The sequence below is a fragment of the Aequorivita iocasae genome (genome assembly GCF_016757735.1).
GTDB lineage: Bacteria > Bacteroidota > Bacteroidia > Flavobacteriales > Flavobacteriaceae > Aequorivita > Aequorivita iocasae.
Window position 1 is genome coordinate 1,837,370 of sequence record NZ_CP068439.1, and the last position, 14,304, is coordinate 1,851,673.

Below are 14,304 nucleotides of genomic sequence, written 5' to 3' on the forward strand. Positions count from 1 at the left end.
GTGAAACAGCGGTTGGTGATTTTAGGAGGAGGCGAAAGCGGGGTAGGCACAGCCATGTTAGGATTAAAAAAGGGGTTTGAAGTATTTGTTTCAGACTTCGGAAAAATAAAGGAAAAGTACAAACAAGTTCTTATAAATAATGGAATTAAATGGGAAGAGGAAGGCCATTCCGAAGCCAAAATTCTTTCGGCTGACATAGTGATGAAAAGTCCGGGAATTCCCGATAAGGCACCAATTGTTAAAAAGTTGCACGAAAAGGGAGTGAAGGTTATTTCTGAAATTGAATTTGCTTCAAAATATACCAAAGCAACAATCGTAGGAATAACCGGAAGCAACGGAAAAACAACCACCGCAAGTTTGACCTATGAATTGCTGAAAGACGGCGGATTGAATGTGGCTTTGGGAGGTAACATCGGAAAGAGTTTTGCAGAGCAGGTTTCAGAGGAAAAGTTTGAAAATTTCGTACTCGAACTCAGCAGTTTTCAGCTGGACGGCATTGAAATCTTTGCACCGCATATTGCAGTTTTGACCAACTTGAGTCCGGACCATTTGGACCGATATGATTATAAATATGAAAATTATATCGCTTCAAAATTCAGGATAACGATGAACCAAACCTCGCAGGATTACTTCATTTATGACGCAGATGATGTTGAAATCATAAAGTGGCTTTCGCAAAATTCCATAAAATCACAACCGCTGCCTTTTTCAACCAAAAAAGAATTGAATCAGGGAGCATTTAAAAGAAACAACGAAATAATAATAAAAATAAATAATACAGAATTTACTATGCCAATCGCAACAATCGGAATACAAGGGGAACACAATGTAAAGAACGCAATGGCCGCCAGTACGGTAGCCACACTACTGAGAATTAGAAAACAGACCATTCGTGAAAGTCTTGAAGGATTTCAAGGTGTGGAGCACAGATTGGAAAAAGTTTTGAAGATAAACAATGTGATGTATATCAACGATTCCAAAGCCACGAATGTAAACGCAACTTTTTATGCTTTGGACAGTATGGAAAACCCAACCGTGTGGATTGTGGGCGGTGTGGACAAAGGGAATGATTACAGCGAACTCTTACCATTGGTGAATGAAAAGGTAAAGGCGATTATCTGCTTGGGAGTTGATAATGAGAAAATAATCAATGCCTTCGGAAATGTTGTGGATACAATAATTGAAACCGATTCCATGGCGATGGCGGTGCAGGTTGCCTACAAATTGGCTGAAAGAAATAACACCGTTTTGCTTTCCCCGGCCTGTGCAAGTTTTGATTTATTTGAAAACTACGAAGATCGCGGCAGACAGTTTAAGGATGCGGTGCGAAATCTATAATTCTTAAAAACAAGTGAAAAATATTTTCCATTACATACAGGGTGATAAAGCAATCTGGGGAATTGTAGGCCTTTTGGCGTTATTTTCCTTTTTGCCGGTTTACAGTTCTAGTAGCAATCTGGCCTATTTGTACGGAGATGGAAGCACGTTGCCTTATTTGCTCCGTCATTTTTCACATTTGGTTTTAGGTTTTGGAATTCTTTATGGGATCCACAAAATACCTTATCATTATTTCCGGGGACTTTCCATTATCGCCATGCCGATTATAATTTTGCTTTTGATAATCACGATGGCAGAGGGTACAACTATAGATGGAGCCAACGCAAGCCGCTGGATACGTTTGCCTTTTGTAGGTATTACATTTCAAACTTCTACACTCGCAGGAGTGGTTTTGATGACTTATGTAGCACGGTATCTTTCGCGCATAAAAGACAAGACGGTTACTTTTAAGGAAACAATTTTACCGCTGTGGTTGCCAGTATTTTTAGTGCTGGCATTAATACTTCCCGCTAACTTTTCTACTACGGCAATTTTCTTTTCAATGATCGTGATGTTGGTTTTTGTAGGAGGCTATCCTTTAAAATATTTGGGAATAATCCTAGGTGCAGGATTAATATTCCTTACGCTTTTTGTGCTTACGGCTAAGGCATTTCCAGGCGTTTTCCCAAACCGTGTGGATACTTGGATAAGCCGTGTTGAAAACTTTAGTGATGATACAGATACAGAGGCCGATTATCAAATAGAAAAAGCAAAAATAGCAATCGCCTCTGGTGGTGTGGCGGGATTGGGGCCTGGAAAAAGCGTACAGAAAAACTTTTTACCTCAGTCTTCCTCAGATTTTATTTATGCAATAATCGTTGAAGAATTTGGCCTTTTGGGCGGCATGTTTTTGATGGTTATGTATTTGTTTCTGCTTTTCAGAATTGTCGTTGTAGCGCACAAATCGACCTCCATTTTTGGAAAACTATTGGTCATTGGCGTGGGCTTACCCATTGTTTTTAGGGCGATGATCAACATGGCTGTTGCCGTCGAATTGTTTCCGGTAACGGGTCAAAACTTACCCTTAATAAGCAGTGGCGGTACCTCAATTTGGATGACGTGTTTAGCACTTGGAATGATTTTAAGCGTGAGCGCAAAACGGGAGGTGGTTGCAAAAGAAGAAACAGAAGAAAACCCATTGGATATTTTAAGCGAAACAATTTGAAATATAAATTCATCATATCAGGCGGAGGCACCGGAGGTCATATTTACCCGGCGGTTGCCATTGCGAACGAGTTAAAAACCCGTTTTCCCGATGCTGAATTTTTGTTCGTTGGCGCAAAAGATAGAATGGAAATGGAAAAGGTGCCACAGGCAGGTTACAAAATAAAGGGCCTGTGGATTTCTGGGCTGCAGCGTAGTTTATCATTGCAGAATTTGGCGTTTCCGTTGAAACTTGTTTCCAGTCTTGGAAAATCGCTTAAAATTCTTAAAAAGTTTAAGCCAGATGTTGCAATTGGTACGGGCGGTTATGCCAGTGCTCCCTTGTTGCGAATGGCGGCTTTGAAAGGCATTCCTTGCTTAATTCAAGAGCAGAACAGCCATGCTGGCATCACCAACAAATGGTTGAGCGGTAAAGTTCAGAAAATTTGTGTGGCGTATGAAGGAATGGAAAAATTCTTCCCTTCCGAAAAAATAAAATTCACCGGCAATCCCGTGCGGCAGGATTTGCTGGATATTTCTTTAAAAAAAGAAGAGGCAATGGCATTCTTCAATTTAAAAAAAGAAAAGAAAACCTTGTTGGTTTTGGGCGGAAGTCTTGGCGCGCGCCGCATCAATCAATTGATAGAAAAATCACTTCCTTTTTTTGAAAAACAGAATTTGCAAGTTATTTGGCAATGCGGAAAATTTTACGAAGAAACCTATAAAAACAAAGGTTCCCAAACGGTTCAAATCCATCCTTTTTTAAACCGAATGGATTTGGCATACGCTGCGGCAGATTTCATCATTTCGCGTGCGGGTGCTCTTTCTGTTTCTGAGTTGTGCTTGGTGGGGAAACCAGTACTGTTTATTCCTTCTCCCAACGTAGCTGAAGACCACCAAACCAAAAACGCGCTGGCAATTTCAGAAAAAAATGCCGCGTTATTGATTAAGGAAAGTGAACTGGATGCCAATTTCGAAAACGAATTTTCAGCATTGCTTGCTTCCGAAGAAAAGCAGAAAACCCTATCTGAAAACATAAAAAAACTAGCAAAACCAAACGCAACCAAAGATATAGTTGAAGAGATTGAAAAACTTTTACAATGAACAATAACCAATAACCAATAAAAATTAACAATAAAGCCATTACACAATTAATCAATAAAAAACTTTGAACAACCTTAAAGACATACAAACTTTCTACTTCGTTGGCATTGGCGGCATTGGGATGAGTGCGCTTGCGCGTTACTTTAAAATGCAGGGTAAAAATGTCTTTGGTTATGACAAAACTTCAACAGATTTGACCGATGAATTGGTAGCCGAAGGAATACCTGTGACTTTTGTGGATGAAATTTCTGAGGTTCAAAAAGAGGTGATTTCCAACGAAAATGTATTGGTAGTTTATACGCCCGCCATTCCCAAGTGTAATAAAATTTTAAACTATTTCTTTTCCGAAGAATTTTCAATCTTAAAACGCGCCCAGCTTTTGGGTGAAGTTTCTAAAAACACCCTTTGCTTGGCGGTGGCGGGTACTCATGGTAAAACCACAACTTCAGCCATTTTAGGTCATTTGCTAGCTGAATGTAATATGCCCGTAACCGCATTCTTGGGGGGAATAGCAGAGAATTATAATTCAAATTTTATTTATAAAGGCAGTGAAATAACTGTTGTGGAGGCTGATGAATTTGACAGATCTTTTCTGCAGCTTCGGCCAGACATTGCTTGTGTAACATCAATGGATGCCGACCATTTGGACATTTATGGAGATGCTAATGAAATAGAAGATGCTTTTCGAAATTTTGCAAAATTGGTTGAAAAAGAAGATAACGTTTTTATAAAAAATAACCTTCCGTTAGACGGAATGACTGTTGCTGTAGAAGAATCCGCAGATTACGAAGCTCAAAACGTAAAAATTGAAAACGGTGCATACCTTTTCAATTTAAAAACCCCGACGGAAACGTTGGAAAACTTAACCTTCCATCTTCCAGGGCACCACAATCTTACAAATGCCATTATGGCTTTGGGTATGGCGATTTTAGCAGGCTCCCCAACCGATCGTCTGCCCAAAGCATTGGCATCTTTTAAAGGGGTGAAGCGCCGCTTTTCCTATAAAATAAAAACCGAAGAATTGGTTCTGATAGACGATTATGCGCACCATCCCACAGAAATTGATGCGTTATTTCAAGCCGTTGACGAAATGTACCCAAACGATCACAAACAGATTGTTTTTCAGCCACATCTTTTCAGCAGAACTCGTGATTTTGCAGAAGGTTTTGCAAAAAGTTTATCGCAGTTTGACGAAGTTGTGCTGCTCGATATTTATCCTGCACGGGAAGAACCTATTGAAGGTATTACTTCGGAATGGCTTTTAAAGCAAATAATAGCAAAAAACAAAAGACTGGTTTTTAAATCTGCTTTGCCAGAGGTATTGTTGAAATCAAAATGCAGGATAAAACTGCTCGTTGGGGCAGGAAATATTGGTGCCGAAGTAAATAAATTAACAAAAATATTGAAAAATGAAGCGTAGCATTGAAATCATCAAATTTATCATTTTGCTTGGCATTATGGCGTTTCTTTTCAGCTTTACCAAAAAACGAAATGATTCGCGAAAAATAAAAAAACTGGACGTAGAGTTTGTCGATGAAAACAGCCCGTTTATAACCTACAATACAGTTAATAAATTGTTGATACAAAATCATGATAAGGTTACGAGCATAGACAAAGAAACTTTAGTTTTGAAGAAGATGGAGCAAAGATTGCGGGAAAACCCTATGGTTCGTGATGCTCAGGTCTATATCTCGGTTGACGGTACTTTGGGGGCAAAAATTGAGCAGCGCAAACCTATAGGCAGGGTGTCTGCTTCGCCGGATTATTATTTAGATGCAGATGGAAAGAAGATGCCGTTGTCTGACGTTTATTCAGCTAGGGTGCCAATAATTACCGGAAGTTCAAAAAATAACTTCAATGAAGTTACGCCGCTACTTCTTAAGATTGAAGCAGATGAGTTTATGAAGCGTAGTGTAGTGGGCTTAAACCAAAAAACGAACGGCGATATTGAATTGGAACTTCGGAAAGTAGATTTTAAAGTACTTTTCGGAAAACCCGAAAACATCGACAAGAAGTTTCAAAACTTTAAAGCGTTTTATAAAAAAACAAAACAAGATAGTACTCTTTATGGGTACGGTACGGTAAGCCTGAAATTTGAGAGTCAGGTAATCGCCACAAAAAAGTAAGGCCATGGAAAACGATAATATTGCTGTAGGATTGGATATAGGAACTACCAAAATCGTCGCGATGATTGGTAGAAAGAACGATTATGGCAAAATGGAAGTATTGGGAATAGGAAAGGCCAAAAGCCTTGGTGTACACCGGGGCGTGGTAAACAATATTACCCAAACCATACAGTCCATCCAGCAAGCGGTACAAGATGCTGAAACTTCTTCTGGGATGAAGATAAAAGAAGTAGTGGTAGGCATTGCCGGCCAGCATATAAGAAGCCTTCAGCATAGCGATTACATTACGCGTCCCAATGGTGAGGATGTTATAAGTGAAGCAGATATTGACAGGCTTTGTAACCAAGTACACAAGCTGGTAATGCTTCCGGGAGAGGAGATATTGCACGTCTTGCCCCAAGATTTTAAGGTGGATGGACAGGCCGAAATAAAAGAGCCCATCGGTATGTACGGCGCACGTTTGGAAGCAAATTTCCACGTAGTTGTGGGGCAGGTTTCCTCCATCAGAAATGTGGGAAGATGCATCAAAAGCGCAGGATTGGAACTTTCGGCCATCACTTTGGAGCCTTTAGCTTCCGCAAAAGCGGTTTTGAGCCAAGAGGAAAAAGAAGCCGGCGTTGCCTTAATTGATATAGGAGGTGGAACGACCGATTTGGCGATTTTCAAAGATGGCATTATTCGCCATACCGCTGTAATTCCTTTTGGTGGAAATGTGATTACTGAAGACATAAAGGAAGGCTGTTCCATTATTGAAAAGCAGGCAGAACTTTTGAAAATAAAATTTGGTTCAGCTTGGCCCGGTGAGAACAAAGACAACGAAATTGTTTCAATCCCCGGCCTTCGCGGAAGGGAACCGAAGGAAATCAGTTTAAAAAATCTTTCAAAAATAATCCATGCCCGTGTTATCGAAATTATCGAGCAAGTGTATATGGAAATTAAAAATTACGGCCACGAAGAGCAAAAGAAGAAGCTTATTGCAGGAATAGTACTTACCGGAGGCGGGGCGCAGCTCCAGCACATTAAGCAACTCGTGGAATATATTACCGGAATGGATACACGTATTGGCTATCCTAATGAGCATTTGGCAGGCGATAGCGATGCCGAGACTACAAGTCCGATGTATGCAACTGCGGTAGGTTTGGTGCTCAACAGTTTGGAAAGCAAAGAAAAATCTTCATTGATGAAACGTTTTTCACACGAAATTGAGTCGGAGGTAAGAGAAGAAAAAGCTGATACGTCGGAAAATGAAAAAGAAATTAAAGAAGAAAAGGTAAAGGAAAAGGAACAGAAAACTTCAAAACGGTTTTTTGATAAATGGGCAGAGAAGTTTAAGGAGTTTTTAGACAATGCCGAATAATAAAAAATTGAATAAAGAAAGGACCACAAATAGAAAAAATATGAGCAGTAAAACAGAATTTGATAACATTTCATTCGACCTGCCGAAAAACCAATCAAACGTGATAAAAGTGATTGGTGTAGGCGGCGGAGGGAGTAACGCCATTAACCATATGTTCAGCCAGGGCATAAAGGGAGTTGATTTTGTAATTTGCAATACAGATTCACAAGCATTGGAAAACAGCCCCGTGCCTATCAAAATTCAGCTTGGAGTGTCCTTGACCGAAGGTTTGGGAGCAGGTGCTAATCCTAAGGTTGGCGAGCAATCTGCCGTAGAAAGTATGGAAGAGATCCGCAGCATGCTTACCACCAACACCAAAATGATTTTCATTACTGCGGGTATGGGTGGCGGTACTGGAACCGGTGCTGCGCCAATTATTGCAAAAATGGCAAAGGATATGGATATTCTTACTGTGGGTATCGTGACCATTCCATTTCAATTTGAAGGGAAAACACGAAATGACCAAGCACAGATAGGTGTTGAGAAACTACGTCAAAACGTGGACTCTTTGGTGGTTATCAACAACAATAAATTGCGTGAAGTTTACGGTAACCTTGGTTTCAAGGCTGGTTTCTCAAAAGCCGATGAAGTTTTGGCCACCGCTGCTCGTGGTATTGCCGAGGTTATCACGCATCACTACACTCAAAACATTGACCTCCGCGATGCTAAAACAGTACTTGCCAACAGTGGTACTGCTATTATGGGAAGTGCCACCGCTTCTGGCGCTAACAGAGCTAAGGAAGCCATCGGTAAAGCTTTGGACTCTCCATTGCTCAACGACAACAAAATAAAAGGTGCCAAAAATGTCTTGCTCCTCATAGTTTCTGGTACTGACGAAATTACTATTGACGAAATTGGTGAAATCAGTGATCATATTCAAGATGAGGCTGGCCATAGCGCAAATATCATTATGGGTGTTGGCGAAGAGGAAAACCTAGAAGGTTCTATTTCTATCACCGTTATCGCCACGGGGTTCAATGTAGAACAACAAAACGAAATAGTAAATACTGAAACAAAAAAAATAATCCACACACTTGAGGATGAGCAAAGAGCTGAACAAAATCTTACGCCAAAAGCAACAGCTAGTTCTGTTAAGTTGCCAGAGCAACCCTTAAACACTCCTCCTAAAGCTGAACACGTCGTTGTAAAGCATACGCTTTTTGACGATGCTGAGGTGGAAGAGAAATTGCCATTTGAAGGTTACATTAAAACTTCAGAGTTATTGAAAAATATAAATGTTTCCTATGAAGAAGTTAAAGCAAAAAATATAGAGGAATTCAATCAGGTAGAAGTCAATAAAATTAATGTGAACGAATTTGTGATTCTTGAAGCTCTTAAAGAAAATAAGAATATCAACAATACTTCTTCCGAAGAAAAGGACGACCAAATACTCATGTTTGATCTCCCCATAAACACTACTTCAAAAAAGTCTTCAGAAAAGGAACAAAAAGAAGAAACAATTTTCTTTGACCTAGACAATATTGAGGTAAAAGACCATGTGGAGATTATTCCGGTTACCGAAGTTTCCGGTAACGGCATAAAGCGTTACAGTTTGGATGATTATCAAGAAGTAGAAAATAGGCTCAATAGTGCAAAACCATCTAAATTGACAGCAGAAGAGGTTGAGGATGACGACGCAGAAATTATTTTTGAAAAAAGAACTGTTTCTGAGCCAAACGCAACTGAAACTGAGGTGAAAGAGGAGGAAGATCCTATGAATTTACCCATTTCGAAAATTTTGAGTGATCGTACCGAAGAGCGCAAACGTAAAATGAAAGAATTTAATTACAAATTCAAAAACAGCCCTTCACGTATTGATGAGATTGAAAAGCAACCGGCCTACAAACGTATGGGCATTGACCTGAATGAAACCAAGAATGAACCTAACATATCACGAACCTCTGTAAATACAGATGATGATGATATTTCCTTGCGAAAAAACAATTCATTTTTGCACGATAATGTGGACTAGATGATGAATTTTCGCTTAAAGCAGGGGCCCAAATTTCTTTATTGAGTTTGGGCCTTTTTTACAATAAAAAGGTTTCTATAAAACAAAGCATTGCTGTTTTAAATTTCGGCTTAATTGAGTATCTTCGCACTCAATTAAAAATACAGCAATGAGCTTACAGGAAAAGGTAATGGAAGCAATGAAGACCGCAATGAAAGCGAAAGATACTAAATCTTTGGAGGCATTGCGGGCCGTTAAATCTGCTTTGTTATTAGCACAAACGGAAACAGGTTCAAAGGTAGATTTAAGCGAAACTGAGGAGATAAAACTACTTCAGAAGCAGGTAAAACAACGAAAGGATAGTGCTGCAATTTACAGGGAGCAAGGGAGAGAAGATCTCGCCGAACCAGAATTGGCCCAAGCACAAGTTATTGAGCAGTTTTTGCCCGCGCAATTAACCGAAGCAGAAGTTAGCAAGATTGTTGATGAAATTATTATTGAAACTGGAGCTTCATCCATGGCAGATATGGGAAGGGTTATGGGCTTAGCCAGCGCAAAACTTGCTGGCAAAGCAGATGGTAAAACCATTTCTACTGTTGTAAAATCCAGATTGTCATAAAATAGTTTAAAAGGCCGCGTGGCGCAACTGAATAGCGCATCAGATTTCGGCTCTGAGGGTTGGGGGTTTGAATCCCTCCGCGGTCACGAATAAATAGAAACGGAGAAAAAGTCTTGAACAAGCTCAGACTTTTTCTCCGTTTCTATTTTCAAAGAGAAGAACTTTGAGTAATCAAGAAGTGTAATCCCTTTATGAATTACGATTTTAACCTTCAAAATAAGTTTTAATCCTTTTTTAGGATTAATTCCCAATGGAATAAACCTAATCTCCAAGCTTTAAAAATGTGTTAATTAATACATTTTTAATAGTCATAGCCTCCAACAATATTTAACTTCAAATGCTAAACTTAAATTTCAAAATTATGTTTACTATTATAAATGGGCTTCCAAAAGATACTTTGGGAATACTAATTTCAGGGAAAACCACAAAAGAGGATTATGAAAGATTGAACCCATTACTGGAAACACATAAAAAAAATCATGAAAAAATTAAGATGCTAGTTGAAGTAAAAGATTTTAACTATTCAGCAGGAGCGTTGTGGGAAGACCTCAAGTTTTCCTTCAATTATTTGGGCTCCATATCCGCTATTGCAATTGTTACCGAAAAAGAGTGGTTGGAAGAATCCATGGAAACATTTGGAAAGGTATGGCCTAACTTAAACGTTGAGGGTTTTGAATTTGAGGAACAAAAGAAAGCATTGGATTGGCTCAAAAAACAGAAAGTTTAATGAGTGCCTTTGTTTAAATGGATTCAATAGGTGCTTTAAACCCCGAATTGTTTTAAATGGTGGTCCAAATGTTTGTATTGCATTTGCCCCCATTGCTGCGGTGTAAATTTTCCAAAAACTGGGTGTGGCTCCCATTGGGTTTCATTTTTTTTCTCATGAAACTTGTCTATCAATATTGCAAGTTCGTACTTTTCTGTTGCAAAATCCTTGCTGTCTTTAATTTTAAAAGCCTTTGCAGTAGGTAAATTCTGTTTCCACGGGTTGTCATTATACAACATTTTCTTAAACAGGAAGGCGAGTGGAAAAAATTGTTTTTTCAGATTGCCCTTCCCCAGTGAGACCTTTAAGGGCTGTTGGCAATGGTGCAACATTTGGGCAACGTCCATCTTTCCCCATCTGCCTTCACTTTCCTGGGTAAGATTGTTCAACCTTTCCTTTATTTCTGAATATGCGTTGTTTTCAAAAAGTGATTTCATCATTTATAGTTTTAAACAATAAATGTATTTAAAATTGGCAAGTAAAAAGATTGTTTTCAATTCTTTATGCAATTTAAGCATTCATTATTATCTTTAATAAAAAGCTTAAAGTATGGAAGAAAACAATTCCTTTTCCATAAAAAACTGGAATGAGGACGACCGTCCGCGTGAAAAATTGTTGCTCAAAGGCCGCACAGCACTTAGCGATGCTGAGCTAATTGCCATTCTAATTGGATCCGGTAGCCGCAATGAGAGTGCAGTGTCCCTAAGCCAGCGTATCTTGGCTTCAGCGGGCAATAATTTAAATGAACTCGGAAGGCTAACCATTCCTGAATTGATGAAATATAAAGGGATAGGTGAAGCAAAAGCAATCTGCATTGCTGCTGCAATGGAACTTGGACGGAGAAGGAGGGCTGAAGAAGCTCTGGAGCGAAAAAAAATAACTTCAAGTAACTCTGTGTTTGAATATGTCCAGCCCATTATTGGCGAACTTCCACACGAAGAGTTCTGGATTCTGTATCTAAACAATTCAAACAAAATTATTAAAAGCGCACAGCTCAGCAAAGGTGGAATTACCGGTACTGTGGTAGATGTTCGATTGGCGTTTAAAGAAGCTTTGCAGTTGGGTGCTGTGGGTATTATTTTGGCACACAACCACCCTTCTGGTACTTTAAAGCCCAGTCAGGCAGATATTCAGCTTACCAGAAAACTAAAAACAGCTGGGGAAAGTCTTGACATAAAAGTGCTAGACCACCTTATAATTACCGAAAAAGCGTACTTTAGCTTTGCTGATGAAAATATGCTGTAACCTTTTATGTTGTTAATCTACACCCAAAAACTCACTCCGCGAATTTCTTATATTTTTAAGCATATTTGTTTGCGTATCTTGGGGATTGAGGCGGTTTTTACCTCGGGGATTGAAGAATTTATCTCCCACGCGGGCCCCAAGATTTCATATGGGAAAAAACCTTTGGGCAATGAGCTTTTTTTCCATAGCTATGGACTTTTAGAGCAACAGGGGCTTGAAGCTATTGATGTCGCAGTAAAAAAATGGGGCGATACGTATGGTTTTTTTTCGGTTTCAAACAATAGCGGGCTTCCATTTGATATTTTTTCTGCAAGTTTTTTTATGATTACGCGCTATGAAGAGTACTTGCCCCATGTAAAAGACGATGTTGGCCGTTTTATGGCTTCGGAAAGTTTGGCATATAAGGAAGGCTTTCTTCAGCAACCCATCGTGGATATCTGGGCACATCTTTTTAAGAAAAAACTTCTAGAAACTTTCCCAGAAATGAAATTTCCTGAAAAAGAGATCGTCATTCACCCCATTATTGAGGCATCCCAACCTTACGCCTATAAACAAAAGGGAATTTTTAGATCCGTTATGGGCTATTTTAATAGTTTGGTAAAAGGGCAATTTCGAAATATCTTAAACCGCACACAGGTTATTTTAGGCTTAAAACGCGACCCTTTTGACAGCTTTAAGTGGATAATAAACAAAGCTACTAGAAGTAATTTTAAGCTATCCGTTTTTTTTCTCTTAGGAAATGCAGTTTCTTTTAATGAGAGCATGAACACACACCGGCAAAAGTTTAAAATGCTAATTAAGTTTGTGGCAGATTATAACGAAGTGGGTCTTATTTTTTCATTCAATTCTCTGAACAATTATGAAATGTTGAAAAAAGAAAAGAAGCGCATGGAAGAAATAACCAACCGCGCGCTAAAAGTGTCCATGAATTCTGATTTTTTAGTAAACCTCCCAGATATTTACAGACATCTGGTGGAGCTTGAGGTAAAGAATGATTTTACGATGGTATTTCGTGACACCGTTGGCTTTAGGGCCGGAACCTGTACCCCTTTTCTTTTTTATGATTTGGATTATGAAATAAAAACTCCTTTGGTGGTGCATCCTATCGCAATGACAACCATGGCTTTTCAAAAAAAATATGCTTCAGATATTGAAAAAAATGTAGATAATGCCATTGAAGAGGTAGACAAGGTAAAAGGTACATTTACCATGATCTTTTCAAACAAAGATTTTTCTTCCGAAGAAAATAACAGGGTTTGGAGAAAGATTTTTGCTGAAAAATTACAGAAGTATGCAGAATAATGAAATAACTGACGTTTTTTTTGATTTGGACCATACCCTGTGGGATTTTGATCGAAATTCTGGCTTGGCGTTTGAAAGGGTCTTCAAAAAGCACAAAATTAAATTGCCATTGACCGATTTTCTAAAAGTATATGAACCTATAAACTTTGCATACTGGAAAAAATATCGAGAAAATGTTGTAACAAAAGAAGAGCTGCGCAGAGGAAGGCTTACCGAGACCTTTCAATACTTTAAAACAAAACTCCCATTGGCCACCATAGATTCGCTTGCGCACTGCTATATTGAAGAACTGCCTATAGACAATCATCTTTTTTTGGGTACAGTTGAAATTCTCGAATACCTTTCTGGCAACTATAAACTACATATTATTACAAATGGTTTTGAGGAAGTACAGCATCTTAAACTTCAAAACAGCGGCATTAAAAAATACTTTAAAACTGTAACCACATCCGAAGAGGTAGGGTTAAAGAAGCCCCATCCTGTTATATTTAAAACCGCCCTTGCAAAAGCTTCAGTCGCCCCAAGAAATAGTGTTATGATTGGAGACAGCTTGGAAGCAGATATTATAGGGGCGCATAATGTGGGAATGCATACCTTGTTATTTAATTATAGAAATGAAATTGTTGCAACGCCCCATTTTGCCATAACCGAACTTTCAGAAATTAAAAAACATCTGTAGTAATAATCCTTCATTTTGGACGTTAAAAATTAGTAAACTATCCCCACTTATGAATAAAACCATATCCCATTCCATCTATATGGTTTGTGCTTGTTTGTTATTTTCAGCCTGTATAAAAGATACCGATTTTGACCAGGCCGAAGAAATAGCACTGACCCCCATTGTAGAACTAGACCTGATATATTTTAATCTTCGCGCAGACCAGTTTTATGATACTATAAATTCTACCCCTGTATTAACTGTTACGGATACTACGGAAATTAAATTTTTAGATGACAGCTCCCTTCAGGAAAGCCTAAAGCGCGCAGAGTTTTATTTTAAATTTACAAATAGTATCCCTCGGACTTTTCAAGTAGATTTTCAGTTTTTAAGTGAAACGAATGATACAACATATGTTGCGGGAACATCGGTTATTGAGGGAATGCCCGCCGCGCCTGTAATTACTGAATTTATTGAAAACGTGGAGGAAGACGATATTCTGCGATTGACACAAGCCAATAAGGTTGTGGTTTCCGTAACCATACCCTCATCCAATGAGAGTTTGGAAGGCACATTAAATTTAAAATCCAAGACAACCTACTTTTTGGAATACTAAT

At 38.8% G+C, this 14,304-nt stretch carries 14 protein-coding genes and 1 tRNA gene; 14 read left to right on the forward strand and 1 reads right to left on the reverse strand.

Translation table 11 applies throughout. The annotated features are described in order from the left end of the window. The 10 genes from murD (at position 1) to JK629_RS08525 (ending at position 10,443) form a co-directional block, all read left to right on the forward strand. Entirely contained in the window at positions 1-1,338 is a 1,338-nt protein-coding gene (gene murD / locus JK629_RS08480) for a UDP-N-acetylmuramoyl-L-alanine--D-glutamate ligase (RefSeq protein WP_202335225.1), read from the forward strand. A 13-nt stretch (positions 1,339-1,351) separates the two neighbouring features. After that, the gene (locus tag JK629_RS08485; RefSeq protein ID WP_202335226.1) at positions 1,352-2,542 is read left to right on the forward strand and encodes an FtsW/RodA/SpoVE family cell cycle protein; all 1,191 of its coding nucleotides are present in this window, start codon (positions 1,352-1,354) and stop codon (positions 2,540-2,542) included. Next, the gene (gene murG, locus JK629_RS08490) at positions 2,539-3,624 is read left to right on the forward strand and encodes an undecaprenyldiphospho-muramoylpentapeptide beta-N-acetylglucosaminyltransferase (RefSeq protein ID WP_202338031.1); all 1,086 of its coding nucleotides are present in this window, start codon (positions 2,539-2,541) and stop codon (positions 3,622-3,624) included. Before JK629_RS08485 ends, murG begins: the two co-directional genes overlap by 4 nt. Positions 3,625-3,688: 64 nt before the next feature. Then, a complete protein-coding gene (gene murC / locus JK629_RS08495; protein ID WP_202335227.1) occupies positions 3,689-5,044 on the forward strand; it encodes a UDP-N-acetylmuramate--L-alanine ligase in 1,356 nt (451 codons plus the stop codon). After that, entirely contained in the window at positions 5,034-5,750 is a 717-nt protein-coding gene (locus tag JK629_RS08500) for a cell division protein FtsQ/DivIB (protein ID WP_202335228.1), read from the forward strand. Before murC ends, JK629_RS08500 begins: the two co-directional genes overlap by 11 nt. A 4-nt stretch (positions 5,751-5,754) precedes the next feature. Then, a complete protein-coding gene (ftsA, locus tag JK629_RS08505; protein WP_202335229.1) occupies positions 5,755-7,107 on the forward strand; it encodes a cell division protein FtsA in 1,353 nt (450 codons plus the stop codon). 40 nt (positions 7,108-7,147) lie between these two features. Then, a complete protein-coding gene (gene ftsZ, locus JK629_RS08510; RefSeq protein WP_202335230.1) occupies positions 7,148-9,118 on the forward strand; it encodes a cell division protein FtsZ in 1,971 nt (656 codons plus the stop codon). Positions 9,119-9,266: 148 nt separating this feature from the next. Next, positions 9,267-9,716, forward strand: coding sequence for a GatB/YqeY domain-containing protein (locus JK629_RS08515; RefSeq protein WP_202335231.1), 450 nt, complete (start codon positions 9,267-9,269; stop codon positions 9,714-9,716). A gap of 12 nt (positions 9,717-9,728) precedes the next feature. Further along, positions 9,729-9,802: transfer RNA gene (locus JK629_RS08520), tRNA-Arg, on the forward strand. Between the two features lie 275 nt (positions 9,803-10,077). Next, positions 10,078-10,443, forward strand: coding sequence for a SpoIIAA family protein (locus tag JK629_RS08525; RefSeq protein WP_202335232.1), 366 nt, complete (start codon positions 10,078-10,080; stop codon positions 10,441-10,443). Positions 10,444-10,478: 35 nt separating this feature from the next. On the opposite strand, the gene JK629_RS08530 is transcribed toward JK629_RS08525, so the two are convergent. Beyond that, entirely contained in the window at positions 10,479-10,922 is a 444-nt protein-coding gene (locus tag JK629_RS08530) for a DUF1569 domain-containing protein (RefSeq protein ID WP_317193636.1), read from the reverse strand. 109 nt (positions 10,923-11,031) lie between these two features. Here JK629_RS08530 and radC point away from each other — a divergent pair, with 109 nt between their 5' ends. From radC to JK629_RS08550, 4 genes are read left to right on the forward strand one after another with little or no spacing between them, the layout of a single operon-like run. Continuing rightward, positions 11,032-11,727, forward strand: coding sequence for a RadC family protein (gene radC / locus JK629_RS08535; protein WP_202335233.1), 696 nt, complete (start codon positions 11,032-11,034; stop codon positions 11,725-11,727). A 6-nt stretch (positions 11,728-11,733) separates the two neighbouring features. Then, positions 11,734-13,029, forward strand: a complete 1,296-nt coding sequence (locus tag JK629_RS08540) for a DUF7033 domain-containing protein (RefSeq protein WP_202335234.1) — start codon at positions 11,734-11,736, stop codon at positions 13,027-13,029. Then, on the forward strand, positions 13,019-13,708 hold the full coding sequence (locus tag JK629_RS08545) for a YjjG family noncanonical pyrimidine nucleotidase (RefSeq protein ID WP_202335235.1): 690 nt from the start codon (positions 13,019-13,021) through the stop codon (positions 13,706-13,708). Before JK629_RS08540 ends, JK629_RS08545 begins: the two co-directional genes overlap by 11 nt. A gap of 49 nt (positions 13,709-13,757) precedes the next feature. After that, positions 13,758-14,303 (forward strand): hypothetical protein, encoded by a 546-nt coding sequence (locus JK629_RS08550; protein WP_202335236.1) that lies wholly within the window; start codon positions 13,758-13,760, stop codon positions 14,301-14,303. Position 14,304: the final 1 nt, after the last annotated feature.

Coding starts and splice junctions, on each gene's coding strand:
- ftsZ (WP_202335230.1), top strand. CDS start 7,148: ATGAGCAGTAAAACAGAATTTGATAACATTTCATTCGACCTGCCGAAA.
- JK629_RS08525 (WP_202335232.1), top strand. CDS start 10,078: ATGTTTACTATTATAAATGGGCTTCCAAAAGATACTTTGGGAATACTA.
- ftsA (WP_202335229.1), top strand. CDS start 5,755: ATGGAAAACGATAATATTGCTGTAGGATTGGATATAGGAACTACCAAA.
- radC (WP_202335233.1), top strand. CDS start 11,032: ATGGAAGAAAACAATTCCTTTTCCATAAAAAACTGGAATGAGGACGAC.
- JK629_RS08500 (WP_202335228.1), top strand. CDS start 5,034: ATGAAGCGTAGCATTGAAATCATCAAATTTATCATTTTGCTTGGCATT.
- JK629_RS08545 (WP_202335235.1), top strand. CDS start 13,019: ATGCAGAATAATGAAATAACTGACGTTTTTTTTGATTTGGACCATACC.
- JK629_RS08530 (WP_317193636.1), bottom strand. CDS start 10,922: ATGATGAAATCACTTTTTGAAAACAACGCATATTCAGAAATAAAGGAA.
- JK629_RS08515 (WP_202335231.1), top strand. CDS start 9,267: ATGAGCTTACAGGAAAAGGTAATGGAAGCAATGAAGACCGCAATGAAA.
- JK629_RS08540 (WP_202335234.1), top strand. CDS start 11,734: ATGTTGTTAATCTACACCCAAAAACTCACTCCGCGAATTTCTTATATT.
- JK629_RS08550 (WP_202335236.1), top strand. CDS start 13,758: ATGAATAAAACCATATCCCATTCCATCTATATGGTTTGTGCTTGTTTG.